This window comes from Hymenobacter aerilatus (genome assembly GCF_022921095.1).
GTDB lineage: Bacteria > Bacteroidota > Bacteroidia > Cytophagales > Hymenobacteraceae > Hymenobacter > Hymenobacter aerilatus.
In genome coordinates this window covers 1,291,680-1,312,948 of record NZ_CP095053.1, presented here as the reverse complement: position 1 = coordinate 1,312,948, position 21,269 = coordinate 1,291,680, and the positions used below count along the sequence as shown (strand labels likewise).

Sequence of the window (21,269 nt, the reverse complement as noted above, 5' to 3'; positions counted from 1 at the left end):
TGGGTGGGTAGGGACGCGTGGCACGCGCCCGTGGGGGTAGCGGAACAATGGGGCACCGTTTGTGCAACGACCGCAACGATGGGCGGCTGCAAGCCGCCTCTACTTCGCCGCTTGCATCACAGCCCGGAAAGCGGGCTTGGGCTGATATTGGCGGTTGAAGAGCAGGGGGTAGCTGGTGCGGCCCTTAATGGGCCAGTCATTCAGCCAGGAATCCGAATCGGTGACGCCCCATAAGGTGATGCGGTCGATAACGTCGCGGTGCTTCCGGAACAACGCGAACAGGTCGGCGTAGCGCTTGGTGAGCTGCTGCTGCACTGAGTCGGGTAGGCCGGTGGTGTAGACGTTGTACTTGACATCGGCGCCGAAGGTCTCGGCAATGTCGGCGCCCTGGCGACGGCTGGGGTTGGGCAGCACATCGATGTCCAGTTCCGTGAAGTTAACGTGCACACCCAGTTTAGAGAAAGCTACAATGCTTTCCTCTACCTGCGCAATGGTCGGCTTGGTAAGGCCGTAGTGGCCCTGCATCCCAATGGCTGCCACCTTGATGCCTTTTGCCTGCAAGCCTTTCACCAGCTTAATCACGCCTTCGCGCTTTTCGGGACGGTAGAGGCTGTAGTCGTTGTAGTAAAGCTCGGCCTTGGGGTCGGCTTTGTGGGCGTACTCAAAGGCTTTGGCGGCGAAGTCTTCGCCCAGGATTTCTACCCACTTAGTTTTGCGCAGGTCACCCTTCTGATCGTCAATGGCCTCGTTCACCACGTCCCAACCGCCAATTTTGCCTTTGTAGCGGCCCACTACGGTGTTGATATGGTCCTCCAGGCGTTTCAGCAACACCTCGCGGCTAGCGGGTTGGCCGTTCTCACCCTCAAACACCCAATTGGGCGTTTGCTGATGCCATAGCAACGTGTGGCCCACGATGAACATCCTGTTTTGTTGACCAAAGGCCACGTAGTCGTCGGCAGGCTTGAAGTTGTATTTGTCGGGCTGCGGGTGCACTGGGCCCCACTTCAGCAGGTTTTCGGGGCTGATGGTGTTGAATTGCTGCTTGATCAGGGCCGTAGCCTGGGCGTCTTGCCCACTGATTTGGCGGTTGTTGAGCGCCGCCCCTACATAAAAATCCTTCTTGTACGCATCTTTCAGCGCCGGCTCCGATTTCTGCATAAACCCCAGACAGAACCCGGCCAACCCGAGATACAACAGGCGTTTTTTCTTTTGCATAGGTAGGTTTCTATAGTGGCTATAACTGGACACTGTAAGACGTAGCAAGCCATCCTACCCGCTAGCAGCCGGTAGGGAGCCATTGCCTGTAAATAGAAAACTCCTCTTGGTTGCCTGTCAGGCCGCCAGGAGGAGTTTTCCGTTTTACCGTATTAGATGTATTGGTTGATCAGGCTTTCCAACCACTCCTGCTTGCCGCTGCGGGGGGTAGGCTCGCCGTGCTCGAAGGCCAGGCGGCGCAGATCCTCCAGGGTCAGCTCGCCGCGCTCGAAGGCCGCGCCCGCACCCGAATCGAACGAAGCGTAACGCTCGGTGCGGAATTTTTTGTAGGCCGACTTCTCCAGGATGTCGTTGGCAATGACCAGCGAACGGGCAAAGGCGTCCATCCCCGAAATGTGGGCAATGAAGATGTCCTCCAGGTCGGTGGAGTTGCGGCGGGTTTTGGCGTCGAAGTTGATACCGCCGTGCTTGAAGCCGCCGGCCTCCAGAATCACCAGCATCGATTCCGCCAGCTCGTTCAGGTTGTTGGGGAACTGGTCGGTGTCCCAGCCGTTCTGGTAGTCGCCGCGGTTGGCGTCCATCGAGCCCAACATATTGGCATCGGCGGCCACTTGCAGCTCGTGCTGGAAGGTGTGGCCGGCCAGCGTGGCGTGGTTCACTTCCAGGTTCAGCATGAAGTCGTTTTCGAGGCCGTACTCCTTCAGGAAGCCGATTACGGTGGCAGCGTCGAAGTCGTACTGGTGCTTGGTGGGCTCGGCGGGCTTAGGCTCGATGAAGAACTTGCCGGTGAAACCCTGCTGGCGGGCGTAGTCGCGGGCCGTAGCTAGGAAGCGGCCCATGTGCGCCAGCTCGCGCTTCATGTTGGTGTTGAGCAGGGTCATGTAGCCCTCGCGGCCACCCCAGAACACGTAGTTCTCACCGCCCAAGGCAATGGTCGCATCCAGGGAGTTTTTCACCTGGGTAGCGGCGTAGGTCAGTACCGAGAAATCGGGGTTGGTGCTGGCGCCGTTCATGTAGCGCGGGTTCGAAAACACGTTGGCTGTGCCCCACAGCAGCTTCACGCCGGTTTCCTGCTGCTTCTGCTTGGCATAGCCCACAATGGCTTGCATGTTGCTTTCGTACTCCTTCAGGGTAGACGCTTCGTCTACCAGGTCCACGTCGTGGAAGCAGTAGTAAGGTGTGCCCAGCTTGGTGAAGAACTCGAAAGCGGCGTCCATCTTATCGTAGGCGCGACCCAGGATTTCGCCTTTGGCATCCCAGCTAAACTCCTTGGTGCCGGGGCCGAATGGGTCGCCGCCGGTGCCAGTGAAGGTGTGCCAGTAGGATACGGCAAAACGCAGGTGGTCCTTCATGGTTTTGCCGGCTACCACGCGGTTTTCATCGTACCATTTGAACGCCAGCGGGTTGTCCGACTCGCGCCCTTCGTACTTGATAACGTCAATGCCCTTGAAATACTCCGTCTTAGTTAGCGTGCTGCTCGACATGGTGGGAAATGGTTGAAGTTGAAAGAATTTGTTGGGTAAGCGCCTGGTGCCACCGGGCATAGGCTTCCTGATATTGGGTTTGCAACTCGGGGGTAGGCGCCAGCGTGAGAATACGCTCCAGGCCCCCGAAGGCGTCGGCGGGCGAGGCGTAGAGCCCCACTCCTACCCCCGCGCCGCGGGCCGCGCCCTGAGCGGCGTCGGTGTTATAGAGTTCCAGCGTCACGTTGGCCGTGTTCACAAAGGCTTCGCGGAACACTGGGCTCAAAAACATATTGGCGTTGCCGGCACGCACGGTGTGCACCTGCACACCTGCCGCCCGCATAATGTCAATGCCATAGTTGAGCGCATACACGATGCCCTCTTGGGCGGCGCGCAGCACGTGGGTACGGTCGTGGCGCGTGAGGCTGAGGCCCAGCAACTCGGCAGTAGTGGGTTCGTTTTCGAGGATGCGCTCAGCGCCGTTGCCGAAGGGTAGGAACAGTAATTCCTCGGCCCCTACCGGTGCCTGGGCAGCCAGACGGTTCATCTCATCATACGGCAGCTCGCCCACAATTTTGCGTAGCCAGCTGTTGAGAATACCGGTGCCGTTCATGCACATCAGCATACCGTTGCGGGGCTGATCGGGCTGGCTGTTCACGTGCACGAAGGCATTCACGCGGGAGCGGGGGTCTACCACCGGCTGGTCGCTGATGCCGTAGACCACACCCGAGGTGCCGGCCGTGGCGGCAATTTCGCCGGGTTCCAACACGTTCAGGGAGAAGGCATTATTGGGCTGGTCGCCGGCGCGGTAGCTCACGGGCGTACCGGCCGCTAGACCCAGCGCCTGGGCGGCTTCGGGCATCAGGCGGCCCTGCTCAGCAAAGGTGTCTACCAGGGTAGGCAGCAAGTCGTGGTCGAGGCCGTAATAGTCCAGCAGTTCTTGCGCTACCGCTTGTTCGCGGAAGTTCCAGAACACACCCTCCGATAGGCCCGACACGGTGGTTTGCAACTCACCCGTCATCTGAAAAGCGATATAGTCGCCAGGCAGCTGAATTTTGTGGATTTGCGCGTACACGTCCGGTTCGTTGTCGTGCACCCACTTCAGCTTGGAGGCCGTGAAGTTGCCGGGCGAGTTGAGGAAGTTTTGCAGGCAATACTCCTCACCTAAGGCTTCAAAGGCGGCGTTGCCGTAGTCCACGGCGCGGCTGTCACACCAGATAATGGCGGGGCGCAGCACCTTGCCGGCCTTATCAATCAGCACCAGCCCGTGCATTTGGTAGGTGATACCGATGCCCGCTACCTGCGTCGCGTCGAAGCCATAGCTGGTTTTCAGCTCCTGGGTGGCATTGATGGCCTCTTGCCACCAGCGCTCGGGACGCTGCTCGGCCCAACCCGCCTGCACAGCTAGGATTTCCATCTCCTGCCGGGGTGAGGTGGCACTGGCTAGGCACTTGCCCGTGTTGGCATCCAGAAGCGCAACTTTCACCGACGAGCTGCCGATATCATACCCAAGCAGGTAGTTCATAGAAGGAAAAGGTAGGGTTAATATTCTCGAAAGATACACCGGTTCGGAACAGCGTACTACTTCAAAAAGCCCCTAAACAATATGAAAACGGGCTTTTACTATCGGAACCGTTTTCGAAAACGGTTCCGATAGCATCCTTAAAAGTATCTTTTTTATCGCACAGTGAGGCTAGCCACGGCCGGAGCGCTGGCGCCCAGCGCCTGGCTACGCTTGCCAGGTAGGGCCCCACCCACCGAAACCGTGACCGGTCCGCTGGCGGCTACTGTTTTACCTTGAGCATCAATCATAGCTAGTTGCTCGGGGGTGAGCGTGAATTTCACGGTGGTGCTGGCGCCCGGCTCCAGGCGCACGCGCCGGAAATTTTTGAGCGCAAACAGCGGCACCTGTTGGCCGGCACGGGGCGCGTGCGTGAGGTAGAGCTGCACCACTTCCTCGCCGGCCATTTTGCCAGTGTTGCGTACGGTGGCTTCCACCTCCACGGGCTTATTTTTGGCCACTTTCTTAGGCAGCTTTAGCCCGCCGTACTCAAACTTGGCATAGCTCAGCCCAAACCCGAAGGGGTAGAGTGGCTCCTGCGTCATGTAGCGGTAGGTGCGGCCCTGCATGGCGTAGTTTTCGTAAGCCGGCAGCTGGTCCAGAGACTTGGGGAAGGTGATGGGCAGCTTGCCCGATGGCGCTACCTTACCAAACACCACATCGGCAATGGCGTTGCCGCCTTCTTGGCCGGGGTACCAGGCCAGCACCACGGCGTCGGCCAGCTCGTGCACCTCGGCCAGGTTCATAGGCGAGCCACCCGTGACAATGGCCACAACAGGCTTATCGTTGTTTTTACGTAGGCCACGCAAGAAATCAATCTGATTTTTGGGCAGGTTGTAGTCGAGTCGGTCGCCGAACGAAGGCGAGGCAATAGATTCGCCCTCCTCCCCTTCCAGCAACCCGTTGATTCCCAGCACCACAAAGGTAGCGTCGGAGGTGCGGGCCGTGCCGCTCACCCAGTCCACGCCGTTCTGGTTGGGGCGGTCGAGTAGGGCGCCGGGGCGGTATTGCATCTGGCTGGCGGGGCTCACGCCCGCCACTAAGCCTTCCAGAATGGTGCTCATCGATGGGTTCACGCCGTAGTAATTGCCCAGCAGCGCGTCGAGGTTAGCAGCGTTGGGGCCGGTCACGAAGTACTTCGCTAGGTCGTTGCGCAGCGGTAGCACACCGTTGTTTTTCAGCAGCACAATCGACTTTTGGGCCGCCTCGCGGGCCAAAGCGCGGTGCTTATCACTGTTGATGGTTTCGGCGCCCAGCTTGTCGTAGGGACTGCTCCCCTGCGGGTCGAATAAGCCCAGCTTGAAGCGGGTGCGCAGCAAAATGGCCAGCGAGCTGTCCATTTTCGCTTCGGTGGTGAGGCCTTTCTGCACGGCCTCGGGTAAGGAGGGATACACACTGCCGCAGTTCAGGTTCACGCCTCGCTCCAGGGCCAGGGCAGCGGCCTCGGCGGGCGTTTTCACCACTTTGTGGCCCTGGTAAAAGTCGACTAGCGCCCAGCAGTCGCTCACCAAATGGCCTTTAAACTTCCATTGGCCGCGCAGCACATCTTGCAGCAGGTAGCTGTTGCCGCAGCATGGTTCGCCGTTGGTGGCGTTGTAAGCGCACATCACGGCCTCAACCTTGGCATCCACCAGCTGGTGAAACGCGGGCAGGTAGGTTTCCCACAAATCCTGAGGTGAGGCCTGGGCATTGAACTCGTGGCGTAGTTTCTCGGGGCCGCTGTGTACGGCAAAGTGCTTGGCGCAGGCGGCAGTTTTGAGGTAGCGCGGGTCGTTGCCCTGCAAACCCTGCACGAAGGCCACACCCAGCCGACCCGTGAGGGTAGGGTCTTCACCATACGTCTCCTGTCCCCTACCCCAACGCGGGTCGCGGAAGATGTTGATGTTGGGCGTCCAGAACGTGAGGCCGCTGTACTGCTGGCGGTAGCCCTTGGCCACGGCCACATTGTACATAGCCCGTGCCTCGTCGGAAATAGCGGTAGATACGCGCAGCGCCAGATCCTCATCGAAGGTAGCGCCCAGCCCGATAGCCTGCGGAAATACGGTAGCCGCACCAGCCCGCCCTACCCCATGCAGGGCCTCGTTCCACCAGTTATACGCCGGGATGTTCAGCCGCTCGATGGCCTTGCTGTTGTACATCATCTGATCGGCCTTTTCTTCCAGCGTAAGCTTGCTGATCAGGTCGTTGACGCGGGTGTTCAGCGGTTGCTTGGGGTCGAGGTAGAGGGCGGTAGCCGCCTGCTGGGCCTGAGCACTGAGACTCAAACCCGCTAGCAGCAGACCGGTCAACAAACGTTTTGGGTTAGAAATCATCGGTGCGGAATGTAGAAGCGGGTAGGCCTTCTTTGTTGGCGAGGTTGGCATTTTCGGGGTTATCGGCCCAGGCGTAGCGCACCGCTACGAGGTCTTTCACTTGGTCGCTCCACACGACTACTTTATTGCCTTCAATACGCGCCTGCGCCCAGTGGAACTGGTGGTCGGAACCGGCCACGGCAAAGCCTTCCAACGACCCTTTGCCCTGGGCGACTAGGCCGCTGCCCACCCCCGAAAATGTGAGCGTAGCCTTGTTGCCGTTTTTCTGCATCGACTGGTAGAGAGGGCCCGAAGCCACCACGTTCTTGTCGCCATAGGCTACTTTTTGAGCGGCCAAGGCCAAGCGGTGCCCCACGGGCTGCTTGGTTACGGGGTGAATGTCGTTCCACTCGCCCAAACCCAGCGTCACGGCCATGCCCGTGTTAGGTACTGTAAGCAGGCGGCGCTGAATGTCACGAATCATGGCCCAGCCGCTCTCACCTGGCTCCTTTTTGGCAGCCATAAAGTTGGGTAGCTGCACGTAGAGGAAGGGCAAGTTGGGTTGTTGCAAGTGCTGGCGCCAGTCGGAAATCAGGCTGGTCATCAGGGCCTGATAGTCCTGTGGGCGGCCGGCATTCGATTCGCCCTGGTACCACAAGATGCCTTTGATGGTGTAGGGCGTTACCGGGGCAATCATGCCGTTGTACAACCCACCCGGCTGGTACTGAAAGGTGGTGCTACCAGGTGCGGGCGACATTGTAGCGCCTACCTTGTACTGCCAGGGGCCGCGCAAATCCAGCGTCTGGTCGCCTGCCAGCAGACGGTATTCCTTGTCGAGGGTGAAGCCCCCGCGGCCGCCGTTGCTGACCAGGCGCACCACAATCAGGTTCTTGCCCGGCTTCAACACACCCGGTTCAAAATCGTACTTGCGGGGCGGATACTGGTAGCCAGTAGTGCCTACCAGCTGCCCGTTGATATAGGTAGAGTCGGCATCCACCAGCGTACCCAGCTCTAGGCGTGCGGGCTTACCCACCATACTAGCCGGCACGTCCACTTCCTTGCGGAACCAGAGTACGCCGTTCACGGGTCCCAGCGGGGTCTGGTTAGCCCAGTAGCCAGGCACGTTCATGGTAGCCCAGTCGCGGGCGTTGTAGCTAGGGTCCGACCACTTAGTTTGACCAGGCGCTTCGCCCTGGTCGGCTTGGTAGAGGCGGCGCTGCCAGTCGCGCCCGGCGGCTTGGTCGCGCTGCTGAGTACTAGCTATCAGGGTGCTGTCTTTGTACTTCTCGGCGGCTTGCTGGTAGGTAGGAAACTGTTTCAAAGCGTCGGCGCTCAGCCAAGCTTCGGCCGGCGAACCACCCACGGCATCTTTGATAATACCGATGGGTACTTTGTACTTAGCGTACAGATCCTTTGCGAAAAAGTAGGCCACGGCAGAGTAGTCACCAATGGTCTGCGGCGTCACAGGCACCCAACTGCCACCTTTTAGGTCGGCTTTGGGGCCGTTGAACGCGTAGCTCATCGGCACGTTGAACTGGCGGATGCGCGGGTTGTTGGCGGTGGCTACTTCCTCGGGGTACTTGTCGCGCACGCGGGTCATGGTGGTTTCCATATTCGACTGCCCCGAGCACAGCCACACGTCCCCAATCAGAATATCGCTTACCTTCACTTGGTTGCTGGCTGCAAGGGTCATATCGTAAGGACCGCCGGCTTTCATAGCGGGTAGGCTCACGCGCCATTGCCCTTGTGTATCGGCAGTGGCGCGGTAGGTTTTACCCTGAAACGTGATGGCGACCTTCTCCTCTGCCGCGGCCCAACCCCAGATGGTAACAGGCTTCTCGCGCTGTAGCACCATGCCGTTGCTGACGAGCTTCGGCAGGCGAATTTGGCTGAATGCAGCCGGGGTAGGCAGCACGCAAGTGCAGGAAAACAGCAGTACTACTCTTAAGAGGGAATTCATGCGTCAATACTTGAATACGTTTGCGCGCGTCTTGGCCATAGCTGCTAGGGACACCAGAAGCAGCCAATGCTTTGGATACCAAGCTATACGAACACGCACTTTATGCACGCGCCATCGGCCTGCCGATGCGTGCTACTTGGTTTTCGCTCTGATTGCTTACTACATCAAGGAGAAATAATAGAAAAGATTGGCTGCCCGTCTTGAGCAACCAATCTTTTCTCATCAGCCTATTGGTAGCCAGGATTTTGATAAGCAGCTTTTACATCTGCTGCTACATCCATACGGTCGAGCTGAACCTGCGGAATAGGACGCAGATAGTGGAACGGCTGAATGGTACGCGTAACCGTTGCCGGTGTATGGTCTCCGTAGTTGGTTCCTCCGATACGGTAGGTAGAAGCCAACTCATTCCACTTTTGTGTACGCACCAGATCATACCAACGGTATCCTTCGCCGTAGTATTCACGCGAGCGTTCAGCCAGGATATAGTTGATATCGATGGTATTCGGCGTGGACGCCACCATAGCAGCGCTATTATCCTGTACTTTAGCTGTGTTGCCGTTATTGTCGAAACGCCACTTACCAGCCCGAGCACGGATAACATTGATCAACTCCTTAGCACTTTGGCCCGTTTTGGGAGTTGCGCCTTTTACGGCTGCTTCTGCTGCTACAAAGTATAGCTCAGAGAATTTAGCAATGTTGAACGGACGCGTACTGGCGGCGTTAGGCTGTCCTAAGCCAGTACCATTATCCGTGCGGTAAGGCCCCAGCTTCCACAGGCCTGGGTAGACAATTCTGCTGATACCACGCGGCGAAATCACATAATCGGCTCTGCCGGGTAGTGTTCCTGCTCCTATGTTACTAGTACCTCCACCAGTGGGGTAGGTAATAGGAGTGGTGGATTCTGCATTTAAGAACGTCAGGATTGGCGCACCTGGGCTAACAGGCAGTTTATTGGCATTATACAGCGTTTGCGCCGCAACTCCCCCTTTAGGCCAGTTACCACGGTATGTAGTGGTAAAGGTACCATCGTAACGAGAATCGTTTGTTTTGTCGGCGAAGGTAGTTTCAATGGCGCCAATGGTAGGAGCCATACGCGTCCAGGGGCGGCCTAACGGCTGAACTGCTTCCCGCTGAACAGAAGACACAGGCACAGTTCCATCTGCATTTGTGGCGCTTCGGATGTTGGTGTAGTTCCACGTCATCATCCAGCCGGCAAAGTTATCGGGGGCACCGCCGCTACCAAAGGTCAGGCTACCACCGTTGTACAATTCGCTGGATTCGGTATGATCAGCGAACAGCATCATTTCAGCGTTGCGGTCATTTGTGGCCACGTTCACATCATAATACGTTCCCTGCAAACGGAATGGCCCCGGGCTCTCGATACCTGCTATTGCTATATCATATGCCTGCTGATAGTAGTATTGAGCATTACGACCATCAGGATCTACCCGCTGAGCTGCTGGATAGGTCGGAATATTATTGGGGTTTTCAAGCCACCAGGCATATGTCAGGTAGGCTTTTGCCAGGTAAAGCCGGGCAAGCGTTTTGGTTGCGCCACCTATCACCCGCGGATTCGCCGGCAAATCATTGACTGCTTGCAGTAGATCCGGGAAAATAGCTTTGGTGTAGACTTCGGGTACCGTGTTACGCACCGAGGTTCTGATAGGGTTCGTGTTGAACTCCAGTTCTCCTGCCCCCAAATCTAAGGGCACCCCACCAAAGGTTTGTACCAGCATGAAGTAATCAAAGGCGCGGAAGAATCTTGCCTCGGCAACAAGAGCTGGAGCAACGGTTCCTACTGCGGTAGCATTCTTGATAACGCCACTGGCTGTGTTGATATTAGGAAACGCAGCCGTCCACAATCTATCTGCCCGGCTGTTAGTGGCGTTGAGCGCTGCCCTGCCGGAGAAGTCCATGGCCAGGAAGTTCTCATCTGCATCTCTGCCATAGGTTACTTCATCTGTCCCCGTGAGGGTAGTATTATAAAAGTAAGCATCACCGTAGATGTAGCGCAGGTGAGCATACATAGAGGTTAAGCCTCCACTAACGCCTCTTTCCGTTTGAAAGAAGCCAGGTTCGTAAATACTCCTAGGTTGTTCTTCCAGAAGATCTGCGCACCCAACCGCGGACAAAGAAATTACGGCCGCCCCAATAAAGAATTTTATGTTGAAACGTTTCATGTTGAGCTTTTTCTAGAAGGTAAGATTCAGGCCTGCGAGGTAGGTGCGGGTGGCAGGTGCGTTAGTGCCTATCGTCAATAGCCGGCTTGGAACGCCCGTGGTTACGGCCACATTTTGGTCGGCATAGGAGTTGGTTTCCGGATCCATGCCCGATTCCCGATTGTAAGGCGAGAACAGCACGAAGGGGTTTTGAGCCGTTACGTAGAAGCGTAGTCTGCTTACCCCGGCTTTTTTCAGCCAAGTATTATTGTCGAAGTTATAGCCCAGGGAAATGGTGCGGACTTTCAGGTAGGAGGCATCAAAGTAGCCAAGTGTAGAGCCATACTTTGGATTGTCGCCACTCGCGAGACCACCTGGTTTGGGGTACCGAGCATCCGTGTTATCGGGCGTCCAGTAATCCACCTTTACGTTCCCGCGACGACCATTCAACATGTTGAGGTAGCCGGACGAGCCGTACAGCGTGCTGTTGAGCAGGCCACCGTTTTGGAAGGCGCCTACGGCAGTCAGATCAAATCCTTTGTACGCCAACCGGGTGTTGAAACCTCCCAGGAAGTTGGGGTTTGTATCTAGAATCTGACGGTCTGCTGGGCCAATGGCTCGGGTAGGCGTACCATCCGCGTTGTAAGTGCCAGTGTACTTCACCTTGATCATCCCCACATTGCCGCCTGGCTCCAGCACATTCAGGTATGGATCATCCTGCTGCCACAGTCCAACTCGTTCGTAATCAAAAACTACGTTGATGGGTTTTCCGACAAACCACCAGTTGCCTTCGTCTCTTTGCTGCTCTCCGGCCAGTGATACAATTTTGTTGCGGTTGGCATAGAGGTTGAACCCAGCTTCCCACGTCCAGCCATTGAGATTGTCTAAGATTACCCCATTCAAAGAAAGCTCTATGCCTTTGTTTTGGGTAGCTCCAATATTGGCCGTGTAGCTATCTACGCCAGAGGTTGGAGGCAGTGGTAAACCAAGCAGAATATCTTCGGTATTGGTAACGTAGTACTCAACTGTACCAGAAAGACGGTTGTTTAGCAGGGCGAAGTCCACCCCGTAATTCCAGGTTTTAGAGTATTCCCAACCTAAGGCAGGGTTTGGGAGCTGATTCACAAACAGCCCCGTTTGGTAGTTAGTAGGGCCAAAGTTGTATGGTCTGGTAGCTAAAAGACCCAGCGTAGCGTACGGGTTAATAGCTTGGTTTGATGTTACACCGTAACCGGCCCGGAACTTCAACATGTTCACGGCAGAAACATTCTGCATGAACGCTTCCCGGGCCACGTTCCAGCCTACTGATACAGCAGGGTAGGTATTCCATTTGTGTCCCTCGGCAAGTCGCGAAGAACCATCCGAACGAACCGTAGCGGATAACAAGTACCGGTCATCGTAGGAATACATCACACGTCCCATGTAGGATAGCAGACCAAATTTCTGATACTGCTGATCCCCAGGAGTAACGGTGATTTCGCCGGCAGCCAGCCCCAGGTTGTAGAATTGAAAGGCGTCTGAGGGAATATCTCTTGCCGCAATCCGCGACCGGTTGAAAATATTGTTTGAGGCAGAATATAAAGCCAACGCGTTTATATTATGCTTTCCGGCAAAGGTGCGGTCATAGGATAAAATGTTTTCAACGGTCCAGTCTGTAGTAACCGAATTACTAACGGATGCCGTCGAAATGGTAGTCGGGTTGACGGCATTAATCCCCTGGCCCGTGTAAGCACCGCCCTGGCTTTGCCGGTAGTTTACGCCAAGATTGATGCGGTACTTCAACCCCTCTACTCCCGGAATCTTAACTTCTCCAAAAAGGGTGTTATATGTGGCCAAATTTCTCGTCTGGCTTAACCATCTATCCTTATTGGCCTCTACTACGTCTCTTGTATACACCCACTGCTCATCCAGTGGCATTCGAATGGTTCTTTTCAGTGTACCATCCGGATTGTACGGATTAGCAATTGGCGATGAATTTAAGGTACCATATATACCCACATTGGAGCCTTCAGATAAGTTGTAGCTGTTGTTTGTAGTAAAACCCAGACGGATATATTTACCAACTCCTTGGTCAAGTGTACCGCGTATGGTGTATCGGGTATATTGCTGCGTAGGGATTACCCCTTCTTCTTGGTAATAACCTGCATTGAAATTGTAACGCCCATTCTCCGTGCCACCGGAAAGCCCTACGTTGTGGTTGGATTGAATACCGGTTCGATACAATAAGTCCTGCCAATCGGTATTTACATCATCGGCTTCGTCTAAGGCGTTGGTATACTGGCCTGCTGCTTTACGAAGGGCAACAAACTCAGGCCCGCTCATCATGGGATATTTGGCGAACAGGGTTTTTACGCCCACAAACCCATCATACGTCACCTGAGGCTTTTGCCCCATTTTACCTCCTTTGGTAGTAACTAACACAACTCCGTTTGCCCCACGAGACCCGTAGATAGCCGTGGCAGACGCATCTTTCAAGATGTCTACACTCTGGATATCGTTGGGGTTGATGTCGCCAATAGAACCTGGAAAAGGAATGCCATCCAATACAATCAGCGGATCATTGCTAGCAGAAAGAGAACGAGTCCCACGTATACGAATTTGTGTGGTAGCACCTGGCTGAGAGGAGGATTGCGAAAACTGTACGCCCGGCAAACGGCCTTGCAAGGCCTGTGAGATATTAGCAGATGGCACTTCGCGCAGATTTTCGCCACTGATAGATGCCACTGAACCCGTTACTGCCTCTGCTCTCTGCACGCCGTAACCTACTACTACCACCTCATCCAGCGCCTTATTATCAGTAGCTAGCTTGACGTTCATGGTAGCCCCAGAAACGACTGCCTCTTGGCTTACATAACCGATAGCACTAAATACCAGCGTACTCCCAGCAGGAACTGACAGCGTGAAGTCTCCGTCGCTATTCGTTGAAACCCCGTTGGTGGTACCTTTCTGTAGAACAGTAACACCAGGTAGGCCTCCGCCACCATCCGCGCCAACAACCCGACCGGAAACTGTTTGCGTGGCTTGCGCCAGCACTTGTGCAGTTGGTAAGAACAGACTAGCTATGGGTAGTCCTACGGCCGCAAACAGCGGCAAACTCAGGCCTAAGACCGTTTTTCGTAATGGTGAATGCATGATGGCAGGAATTTGGAGAAACATTAAAAACTAGAATCCAATGGAGTTGCCGCCATCCACGGGCAGCGAGGCGCCGGTGATGTAGCGGGCCGCGTCGGAGGCCAGGAAAACGGCGGCGTAGCCGATGTCTTCGGGCTGACCAAACTTGCCCATGGGCGTGCGGCGCATGGCCCGGTCGCGGCGGTCGGGGTCGTTGTTCATGGCGGTGCGACTCATGGCCGTTTCAATGAAGCCGGGCGCAATGGCATTCACCCGCACCCCGGCGCCCGAAAACTCCGAGGCTAGCACTTTCACCATACCTTCCAGTCCGGCTTTGGAAGCAGCGTAGGCGGCTACCCGGTCGATACCGTAGTAGGCAGCCATCGACGAAATCATCAGAATCACGCCGCGCTGGCGGGTCATCATGCGCTGGGCGCACACACGGGTGAGGGCAAATACCGCGTTCAGGTTGGTGTGCACAATGCGGTCAAATTCCTCGTCGGTGACTTCCAGAGCGGGCTTTTTTAGGTTGATACCGGCGTTGTTGACGAGGATATCCAGCGGGCCGTGGGTGGTTTCGATTTGCTCCACCAGTTCCTCCAGCGAGGCTCGCTCGGTCACGTCATTCACCAGGTAGGCAGCCCGCTCGCCTAGGCCAGCTACGGCCTCTTTCAGAACCTCTTCCCGACGTCCCGTAATCACGACGGTAGCACCCGCCGTGAGCATGCAACGGGCTATTTCCAGCCCAATACCGCTGCCACCACCCGTAATGAGAGCCAGGCGGCCTTCCAGAGAGAAGACATTGCGCGGCTGCGCCGCTGGGTGCGACGCGTGGCCGTTAGAAGCCGGAGAAACCAAATGCGTATTCATGTACCAGGAGCGAGACAGTTGAGAATGAGTGAAATATTAGCGGAGTTGGTAAGTATCAACTTGCTCTTTGATGTCAGCCAGGGTGCGGGTAGGCGGCGGTAAGCCGGGCGGCAGGGGGCGGCGCGCCACGGTCTGAAAGTAGAGCACGCAGGCATCGCGCCACCACAGGGCCTCGCGCTGCTGCACGCGCAGGCGGGCTGTCACGTCGGCGTGCAGGGCGGGGTCCACGGCGGGCTGCACCTGCGCCCACTGTTTCTGCATCCACTGCACCGAGTCGGCGCCAGTGTAGTAGCGGGTAGTCAGCTCATTCCAGAGCGTGCGGCCGGTGCTCAGCTTATAATCCCAGGGCACGTGATGAAACCAGAGCAAGTAGTTGAGTGGGCAGGTAGCCATCGTGCCCCATTGCTGCTGTACGGGCGGGTAGTAGAGGCTCAGGGCATTGCTACCCTGGGCGGTACGATCGAAGCCCAGGCCCTCGGCATCGGCGCGGTGGTAGTACACGGCGGTCCAGTCGGGGCGGGCGCTTTTGGCTAGCCAGGGCTCGGGACCATAGTGCAACGTCTGGCCCATAATGTGGTGCAGGCCCAGTGGCGTGGTGTAGCGCACGTAGATGCTGCGCGACTGATCCAGTAACTGCACGATAGTTGGCACGGCGGCAGGGTCGCGGGTTAGCGTCATCTGCGTCCATTCCTGCGCAATTGCTTTCGCAGTGAGGGTATAGTCCCAGGCCAGGCGCCCAAACGCGTACCAGTTGGCCTGTCCTACGGGGTGCCCCGTCCAGTTGCGGTCAGAACCGATATTGGCTACCCCGGCAATGCCACTGATGCGGTGTTGCTCCAGGCTGCCATCCACTACCTTGGCTACCGTGGAGCCCGGCCCTTTGGCGTAGGTGTCGGCTTCGAGGCATTCCTTTATTAGCGGCCCCAAGTAAACCAGGTGGGTTGCAAAGCCCAGGTACTCCTGTGTGAGCTGCACTTCCAGCACCAACGGCGTGCGGGGCATCTTGCCAAATAATGGGTGAAACGGCTCCCGCGACTGAAAATCAATCGGCCCGTTTTTCACCTGCACCAGCACCTTCGGGTCGAACTGCCCATCCAGCGGCTGAAACTCTTCATAGGCTTGCTTGAACCGGTCGCCGTTGGGACCAGCTTTGTATACAAAGGCGCGCCACATGACAATGCCGTCGTGCTGACCCAAGGCTTCGGCTAGCATGTTGGCCCCATCGGCGTGGGTGCGACCGTAATCCTGCGGCCCTGGTTCGCCCTCCGAATTTGCCTTCACCACAAAGCCCCCGAAATCGGGCACGGCCTGGTAGATTTCGTTGATTTTAGCTGTCCACCAGCGCTGCACTTGTGGGTCGAGCGGGTCGGCGGTGGGGAGGCCGCCCAGTACTTTGGGCGCCGCCCAAAACACCGATAAATACACCCGAATACCATAGGGGCGCATCACATTGGCCAGAGCCGCCACCTTGCGCAGGTATTCTGCCGTGAGCAGGCGCGGGCTGGCATTCACGTTGTTGAGCACTGCGCCGTTGATACCAATAGATGCGTTGGCGCGGGCGTAATCCTGGTAGCGCGGGTCGAGCACTTCGGGTAATTCCTGCCACTTCCAGATGCTGGAACCCGCGTAGCCACGCTCCACGGTACCATTGGGGTTGTCCCAGTGATTCAGCAACCTGTACTGAATTTTGGGCTGACTGCTCAGGCTGACACCGGCCAGCGGCTGCCCTGTTTGCACGTGGCGCAGCAGCGCGAAGCTACCGTAGAGCACGCCCACATCGGTAGCAGCACTGATCCGGATGTTGCCATCTTGTACCGCCACCCGGTAGCCCTCCCGGCCCAGCGCGGGGTCGGGGGCCACGGCTAGCACAATACCGCCTTTGCCGCGGGCCTCCCCTCCTACCGGCACTGCCTGTCCTAGCAACCCTTGCAACCCCGTTTGCAACTCGCGGGCAGCGGCTTGCAGCGTAGCCGACGCGTTGGTCGGTACCGCAATAAAGCGCGTATTGCGAAGGGCTACCTTGCGTTGGCCGGCATCCGGTAGTTGGTCGTACTTCAGCCATAGCCGGTACCCATCGTCGGCGAGGCCGCGGTGGGCAAGTAGGCTTAGAAGCAGTGACAACAGCAGGTAGCGGTACGGCATAGGGGTAGCGTCTTGACTAACCATACAGGTAGCCACTATTTTATTTTTATCTGAAAATCAATTATTTATCTACTCAAACTTTGTCAGCATAGAGCGAAGCAACTGCCGGCTTTTCGGAGGTAGAAGGGTCTACCAGACTGCGGCGGATACCCAGCTCCAGGCCACGCAGCTCGGCTAGGCCGCGCAGGCGGCCGATAGCAGAATAGCCAGGGTAGGTGCGCTTTTCCAGATCATCTAGCATCTGGTGGCCGTGGTCGGGGCGCATGGGGAGGGCGGTTTTGTCTTCGCCGGCAGCTTCCCGGCGCAGTTCCTCCTCTACCAGGGCACGCACCACGGCGTACATGTCCACGTCGCCGGTGAGGTGGTCGGCCTCGTGGAAGTTGCGTGGGTTTTCTTCGCGCTTGGTGGAGCGCAGGTGCACAAAGTGGATGCGGTGGCACAGGCGCTGCACCATGCCGGACAGATCGTTGTCGGGGCGCACGCCCAACGAGCCAGTGCAAAACGTGATGCCGTTGGCGGGCACGTCGCAGGCCGCAAGCAAGGTCGTCAGGTCGGCCTCAGTGCTTACCACGCGGGGTAGGCCCAGCAGGGGGTAGGGCGGGTCGTCGGGGTGGATGCACAGGCCAATGCCCAATTCCTCGGCCACGGGCGCCACGGCCTGCACGAAGTAGTGTAGGTTGTCGCGTAGGGTAGCGGCGTCGATGGTGGCATACTCATCTAGCAACGACTGAAACTGATGCAGTTCAAAGGCCTCTTCCGAACCGGGCAGGCCTAGCAGCACCACGTTGGTCAGACGTTGTACCTCTTCTGCCGACATGGCCGTAAACTGCTGGCGGGCCGCTTCGGCCACGGCAGGCTCGTAGTCGGACTCGGCACCGGGGCGGCGCAGAATGTATAGGTCGAACAGGGCAAAGTCCTGCCACACAAAGCGTAAGGCCCGCGAGCCGTCGGGCATAGGGTAGCTCAGGTTGGTGCGCGACCAGTCTAGCACGGGCATAAAGTTGTAGCACACCGTACGGATGCCGCAGGCCGCCAAATTGCGCAACGATTCCTGGTAGTTGGCAATGTATTGGTCGCGGGTAGAGCGTCCTTTTTTGATGTCCTCGTGCACGGGTAGGCTTTCTACCACGGCCCAATGCAGGGGAGCTAGCTGGTCGTTGTCGGCCTCGATCAGCTGCTGGCGGGCCCGGATATCGGCCACGCTCCACACCGCTCCTACCGGCAGTTGGTGCAGTGCCGTTACTACGCCAGCGCAACCAGCCTGCCGCAGCGTAGCTAACGGAACCGGATCTTGAGGACCAAACCAACGCATCGTATGCAACATGACCTAACTATATATAATACAAATTTTTTAACACTTTAGGAGCGATAACGGCTTTCTGTCAGAAAGATTGGCAGACGCTCCTGAGGCGCTGATTTCTGTCGAAGTTAACCATACAATCGTCTCCGCAAACGTTACAGTAGCCTGCAAAAGGACCTTTTTAGCAAATAAAAGTATCGTAAACGTTTTCGAAAACGGTTCCGATAGGTATTTTTTTCGTTATTTTATTGAAAAAATATTTGAAGTTTATCTTTGAATAATGAAACGACTATTCTTACCCGATCAGTCGCTTACTCTCACCTCCCTCCCCCAAAATACTATTCAGCTATGATGAAGTGTACGAAGTGCAGCTTGGCCGACTCTGTGATGCGGGCCGGCTTTATCCGGGGACGCCAGCGCTACTTCTGCAAAAGCTGCAACTACCATTTTACCGATGCGGCCACGGCACCGCCCGCCCCGGCCCGCAAGCGCCACCAAACCACCATCAGCGACGTAGCCAAAGTGCTAGGCGTGGCCCCCTCTACCGTATCGCGGGCCATGAATGGGCACACTGATATAAATGCCAACACTCGGCAGGCTATACTGGAGGTAGCCCGCCAGCTCGATTACCAACCCAACCTTTTGGCCCAGAGCCTCAAAAGCAGCGAAACCAACACCATTGGCGTGGTGATACCGGATATTGAGCGGCCGTTTTTTGCCACAGCCGTCAGCGGCATTCAGCAAGTAGCGGCCGAGGCAGGCTACCGCGTGATGATCTGCCAGTCGAAGGAGTCGTACCAGACGGAGGTGAGCAACGTGCAGGCATTGGTAGCCAGCCGGGTAGATGGTTTGCTGATCTGTCACTCCCGTGAAACCGAGAACTTCGACCACGTGAAGGCCCCCGCCAGCCGGGGTATTCCGGTGGTACACTTCGACCGGGTAAGCCACGAGGTAGACAGCGCCAAAGTAATTCTGGATGACTGGCACGCTGCCTTCGTACTCACGGAGCACCTTATTGAGCAAGGCTGCCAGCGCATTGCCATTCTGGCCGGGCCACCCTCCCTGCTCATCAGCCAGCAGCGGGAAGCAGGCTACCTGAGCGCTTTGCAGAAGCACGGCCTGCCCGTGCTGCCGGAACTGCGGGCGCACATCAACTTCCGGCCAGAGGCCGCGGAAGCAGCCCTCACAACCTGGCTGGCCCTGCCAGAGCCGCCGGATGCCATATTTGCCATCAACTACACCAATGCCTTTGACCTGATTCTGGCCATGAAACAGCGCAACCTCCGTGTGCCGCAGGACGTGGCTATTGTGGGCTTCGGCGACGAGTTTCTGGCGGCGCTCATTGAGCCGGGCCTCACCACCATCGACCTCCACCCCTACCGTATCGGCCAGCAGGCGGCGCGACTGTTCCTGGAGCAGATGCAGCTGAAAGAAAATTTTCAGCCCCGCACCTTCGTCATTGCCGGCGACCTAGTGGTACGGCAGTCGTCATTGAAAAGCAGTTTTGTTGAGTAATAAGGTACAAAGGTAGGAAGGTGCGAGGGTAAAAAATGCCTGTCCTCCTGAGCAGCGCGAAGGACCTTATTACGCGAGAACGAGTCGTTGGTACGTCTGTCGTTCATGCGTAATAAGGTCCTTCGCGCTGCTCAGGAGGACAGGCATTTTTTACCCTCGCACCTAGTCACTCCCTACTCCCAGCCGCCACCCAGGGCGCGGTAGAGGTCGATGAGGAGCAGGAACTGCTCGCGGCGGGTGTTGGTGAGGTTCAGCTCGGCCTCCAGTACGTTACGCTGGGCCGTAATTACTTCTAAGTAAGATGAATAGTTCACACCGTAGAGGTCGTTGGAGATGTCGACGGCCTTGTTCAGGGCTTCCACTTCCTGCTGCTGTAGCTCATACATGCGCTGGTAGTTCTGGATGCCTTTCAGGTTGGTTACGACCTCCTCGAAGCCGGTTTGCACGGCTTTCTGGTACTCGTAGTAGGCGGTGCGCTGCTCGGCGGCACTGCGGGCGTAGTCGGCGCGCAGGGGGGCGCGGTTGAGCACCGGCCCGGTAAGGCCACCCAGCAGCCCGTAGGCCAGGGAACTAGGATTCAGCAGCACGGCCGTTCGGTACGAGTTGAAGCCTACGTAGGGCGTGAGCACCAGCGAGGGTAGGAAGGCTGCGCGGGCGGCGGCCACGTCGGCCTTGGCAGCCGTTAGCTCCAGCTCGGCCTGCTGCACATCGGGGCGGCGCAGGAGCATGATGGCGGGCACGCCCGTGGCCACGCTGGAGGGTAGGGGCTGCACGCCAATAGGCTCGCCACGGGTAATGGTCTGGGGGTAGCGCCCCAGCAGGCGATTCAGCTCATTTTCGGCGGCTACTACGCGTTGTTGAGCCTCATATTGCAGGCTTTGCGTGCGCAGTAGCTGGGCAATGAACTGCTGCACGGCCAACTCCGTAGCACGCCCGCCAGCTTTCTGAATTTTCACAATTTCCACGGCCCGCTCCTGCAACGCCCGGTTTTTACCCAATACCACCAGCTCGTTATCAAGGGCCAGCAGAGTGTAGTAGAGGCGGGCTACTTCGGCCACCAGGGCCGTTTGCACAAACTGGCGACCTTTTTCAGTGGCCAGCACGCGCAGGAAGGCAGCACGGCGGCGGTTGCGCAACTTACCCCAGATATCCAGCTCCCAGGCACTACGCAAGCCCAGAAAGAAATCGGGGGTAGGGTTTGGGATGAGGCGGCGGCCGTCGATGTTGGGCGACAGGTTGGTGTCGTAGTTGCCGGTGCCGTTGAGGGTGTATTTGCCGTAGCGCTCTACTCCCGCCGAGGCCACGCCCGTAACGGCCGGCAACAGCGCCCCGCGGGCAATAAACACATTGGCGCGGGCCGCCTCTACCCGTTGCATGGCAATGCCCAGGTCCGGATTGGAGCGCATAGCCGTGTCGAGCAGCGCCACCAGGTTGGGGTCAGTGAAAAATTGCTGCCACTGCTGGTTGGCCATGCTCACCGTATCGGTGACGGTGGCAGTGTCTGTTACGCTACCGAAGGTGTTGGGGATGGGGGTAGCGCGGGGCAGCGTCACCGGGCCTACCGAGCGGCAGCTACCGGCCAGCAACAGCGCCAGACTAGCAGCCAGGGGTAGGAAACGGCGGGTCATAGAAGAAGGATTCATGTAAGTATCAGGAGAGAAGGCGGCGGCAGGGGCGTTCTT

12 protein-coding genes are annotated in these 21,269 nt (G+C 57.4%); 1 reads left to right on the top strand and 11 read right to left on the bottom strand.

All coding sequences use genetic code 11. The features are described from left to right. Window positions 1–99 precede the first annotated feature (99 nt). From MUN82_RS05555 to uxuA, 10 genes are all read right to left on the bottom strand, one after another. Complete coding sequence (locus tag MUN82_RS05555) at window positions 100–1,215, bottom strand: endo-1,4-beta-xylanase (RefSeq protein ID WP_245095615.1); 1,116 nt, start codon at window positions 1,213–1,215, stop codon at window positions 100–102. Between the two features lie 152 nt (window positions 1,216–1,367). Next, window positions 1,368–2,699, bottom strand: coding sequence for a xylose isomerase (gene xylA / locus MUN82_RS05550; protein WP_245095613.1), 1,332 nt, complete (start codon window positions 2,697–2,699; stop codon window positions 1,368–1,370). Beyond that, complete coding sequence (locus MUN82_RS05545) at window positions 2,677–4,203, bottom strand: xylulokinase (protein WP_245095612.1); 1,527 nt, start codon at window positions 4,201–4,203, stop codon at window positions 2,677–2,679. Before MUN82_RS05545 ends, xylA begins: the two co-directional genes overlap by 23 nt. 152 nt (window positions 4,204–4,355) lie before the next feature. Then, the gene (locus MUN82_RS05540) at window positions 4,356–6,551 is read right to left on the bottom strand and encodes a glycoside hydrolase family 3 C-terminal domain-containing protein (protein ID WP_245095610.1); all 2,196 of its coding nucleotides are present in this window, start codon (window positions 6,549–6,551) and stop codon (window positions 4,356–4,358) included. Then, window positions 6,541–8,490 carry a sialate O-acetylesterase gene (locus MUN82_RS05535; protein WP_245095608.1) on the bottom strand — a complete coding sequence of 650 codons (1,950 nt, stop codon included), beginning with the start codon at window positions 8,488–8,490 and terminating at the stop codon, window positions 6,541–6,543. Before MUN82_RS05535 ends, MUN82_RS05540 begins: the two co-directional genes overlap by 11 nt. A 227-nt stretch (window positions 8,491–8,717) precedes the next feature. After that, window positions 8,718–10,670, bottom strand: coding sequence for a RagB/SusD family nutrient uptake outer membrane protein (locus tag MUN82_RS05530; protein WP_245095606.1), 1,953 nt, complete (start codon window positions 10,668–10,670; stop codon window positions 8,718–8,720). Between the two features lie 12 nt (window positions 10,671–10,682). Further along, on the bottom strand, window positions 10,683–13,781 hold the full coding sequence (locus MUN82_RS05525) for a SusC/RagA family TonB-linked outer membrane protein (protein ID WP_245095604.1): 3,099 nt from the start codon (window positions 13,779–13,781) through the stop codon (window positions 10,683–10,685). A gap of 30 nt (window positions 13,782–13,811) precedes the next feature. Next, window positions 13,812–14,630, bottom strand: coding sequence for an SDR family NAD(P)-dependent oxidoreductase (locus tag MUN82_RS05520; protein ID WP_245095602.1), 819 nt, complete (start codon window positions 14,628–14,630; stop codon window positions 13,812–13,814). Between the two features lie 36 nt (window positions 14,631–14,666). Continuing rightward, on the bottom strand, window positions 14,667–16,772 hold the full coding sequence (locus MUN82_RS05515; protein WP_245095600.1) for an alpha-glucuronidase family glycosyl hydrolase: 2,106 nt from the start codon (window positions 16,770–16,772) through the stop codon (window positions 14,667–14,669). Window positions 16,773–16,845: 73 nt separating this feature from the next. Next, entirely contained in the window at window positions 16,846–18,096 is a 1,251-nt protein-coding gene (uxuA, locus tag MUN82_RS05510) for a mannonate dehydratase (protein ID WP_245095599.1), read from the bottom strand. 324 nt (window positions 18,097–18,420) lie between these two features. On the opposite strand from uxuA, the gene MUN82_RS05505 reads away from it, so the two are divergent. Next, the gene (locus MUN82_RS05505; RefSeq protein WP_245095597.1) at window positions 18,421–19,587 is read left to right on the top strand and encodes a LacI family DNA-binding transcriptional regulator; all 1,167 of its coding nucleotides are present in this window, start codon (window positions 18,421–18,423) and stop codon (window positions 19,585–19,587) included. A 173-nt stretch (window positions 19,588–19,760) separates the two neighbouring features. On the opposite strand, the gene MUN82_RS05500 is transcribed toward MUN82_RS05505, so the two are convergent. Further along, on the bottom strand, window positions 19,761–21,215 hold the full coding sequence (locus MUN82_RS05500; protein ID WP_245095595.1) for a TolC family protein: 1,455 nt from the start codon (window positions 21,213–21,215) through the stop codon (window positions 19,761–19,763). Window positions 21,216–21,269: the final 54 nt, after the last annotated feature.

Excerpts from the sequence above, each read along its gene's own strand:
- MUN82_RS05555 (WP_245095615.1), bottom strand. The coding sequence starts at position 1,215 with ATGCAAAAGAAAAAACGCCTGTTGTATCTCGGGTTGGCCGGGTTCTGT.
- xylA (WP_245095613.1), bottom strand. The coding sequence starts at position 2,699 with ATGTCGAGCAGCACGCTAACTAAGACGGAGTATTTCAAGGGCATTGAC.
- MUN82_RS05545 (WP_245095612.1), bottom strand. The coding sequence starts at position 4,203 with ATGAACTACCTGCTTGGGTATGATATCGGCAGCTCGTCGGTGAAAGTT.
- MUN82_RS05540 (WP_245095610.1), bottom strand. The coding sequence starts at position 6,551 with ATGATTTCTAACCCAAAACGTTTGTTGACCGGTCTGCTGCTAGCGGGT.
- MUN82_RS05535 (WP_245095608.1), bottom strand. The coding sequence starts at position 8,490 with ATGAATTCCCTCTTAAGAGTAGTACTGCTGTTTTCCTGCACTTGCGTG.
- MUN82_RS05530 (WP_245095606.1), bottom strand. The coding sequence starts at position 10,670 with ATGAAACGTTTCAACATAAAATTCTTTATTGGGGCGGCCGTAATTTCT.
- MUN82_RS05525 (WP_245095604.1), bottom strand. The coding sequence starts at position 13,781 with ATGCATTCACCATTACGAAAAACGGTCTTAGGCCTGAGTTTGCCGCTG.
- MUN82_RS05520 (WP_245095602.1), bottom strand. The coding sequence starts at position 14,630 with ATGAATACGCATTTGGTTTCTCCGGCTTCTAACGGCCACGCGTCGCAC.
- MUN82_RS05515 (WP_245095600.1), bottom strand. The coding sequence starts at position 16,772 with ATGCCGTACCGCTACCTGCTGTTGTCACTGCTTCTAAGCCTACTTGCC.
- uxuA (WP_245095599.1), bottom strand. The coding sequence starts at position 18,096 with ATGTTGCATACGATGCGTTGGTTTGGTCCTCAAGATCCGGTTCCGTTA.
- MUN82_RS05505 (WP_245095597.1), top strand. The coding sequence starts at position 18,421 with ATGATGAAGTGTACGAAGTGCAGCTTGGCCGACTCTGTGATGCGGGCC.
- MUN82_RS05500 (WP_245095595.1), bottom strand. The coding sequence starts at position 21,215 with ATGACCCGCCGTTTCCTACCCCTGGCTGCTAGTCTGGCGCTGTTGCTG.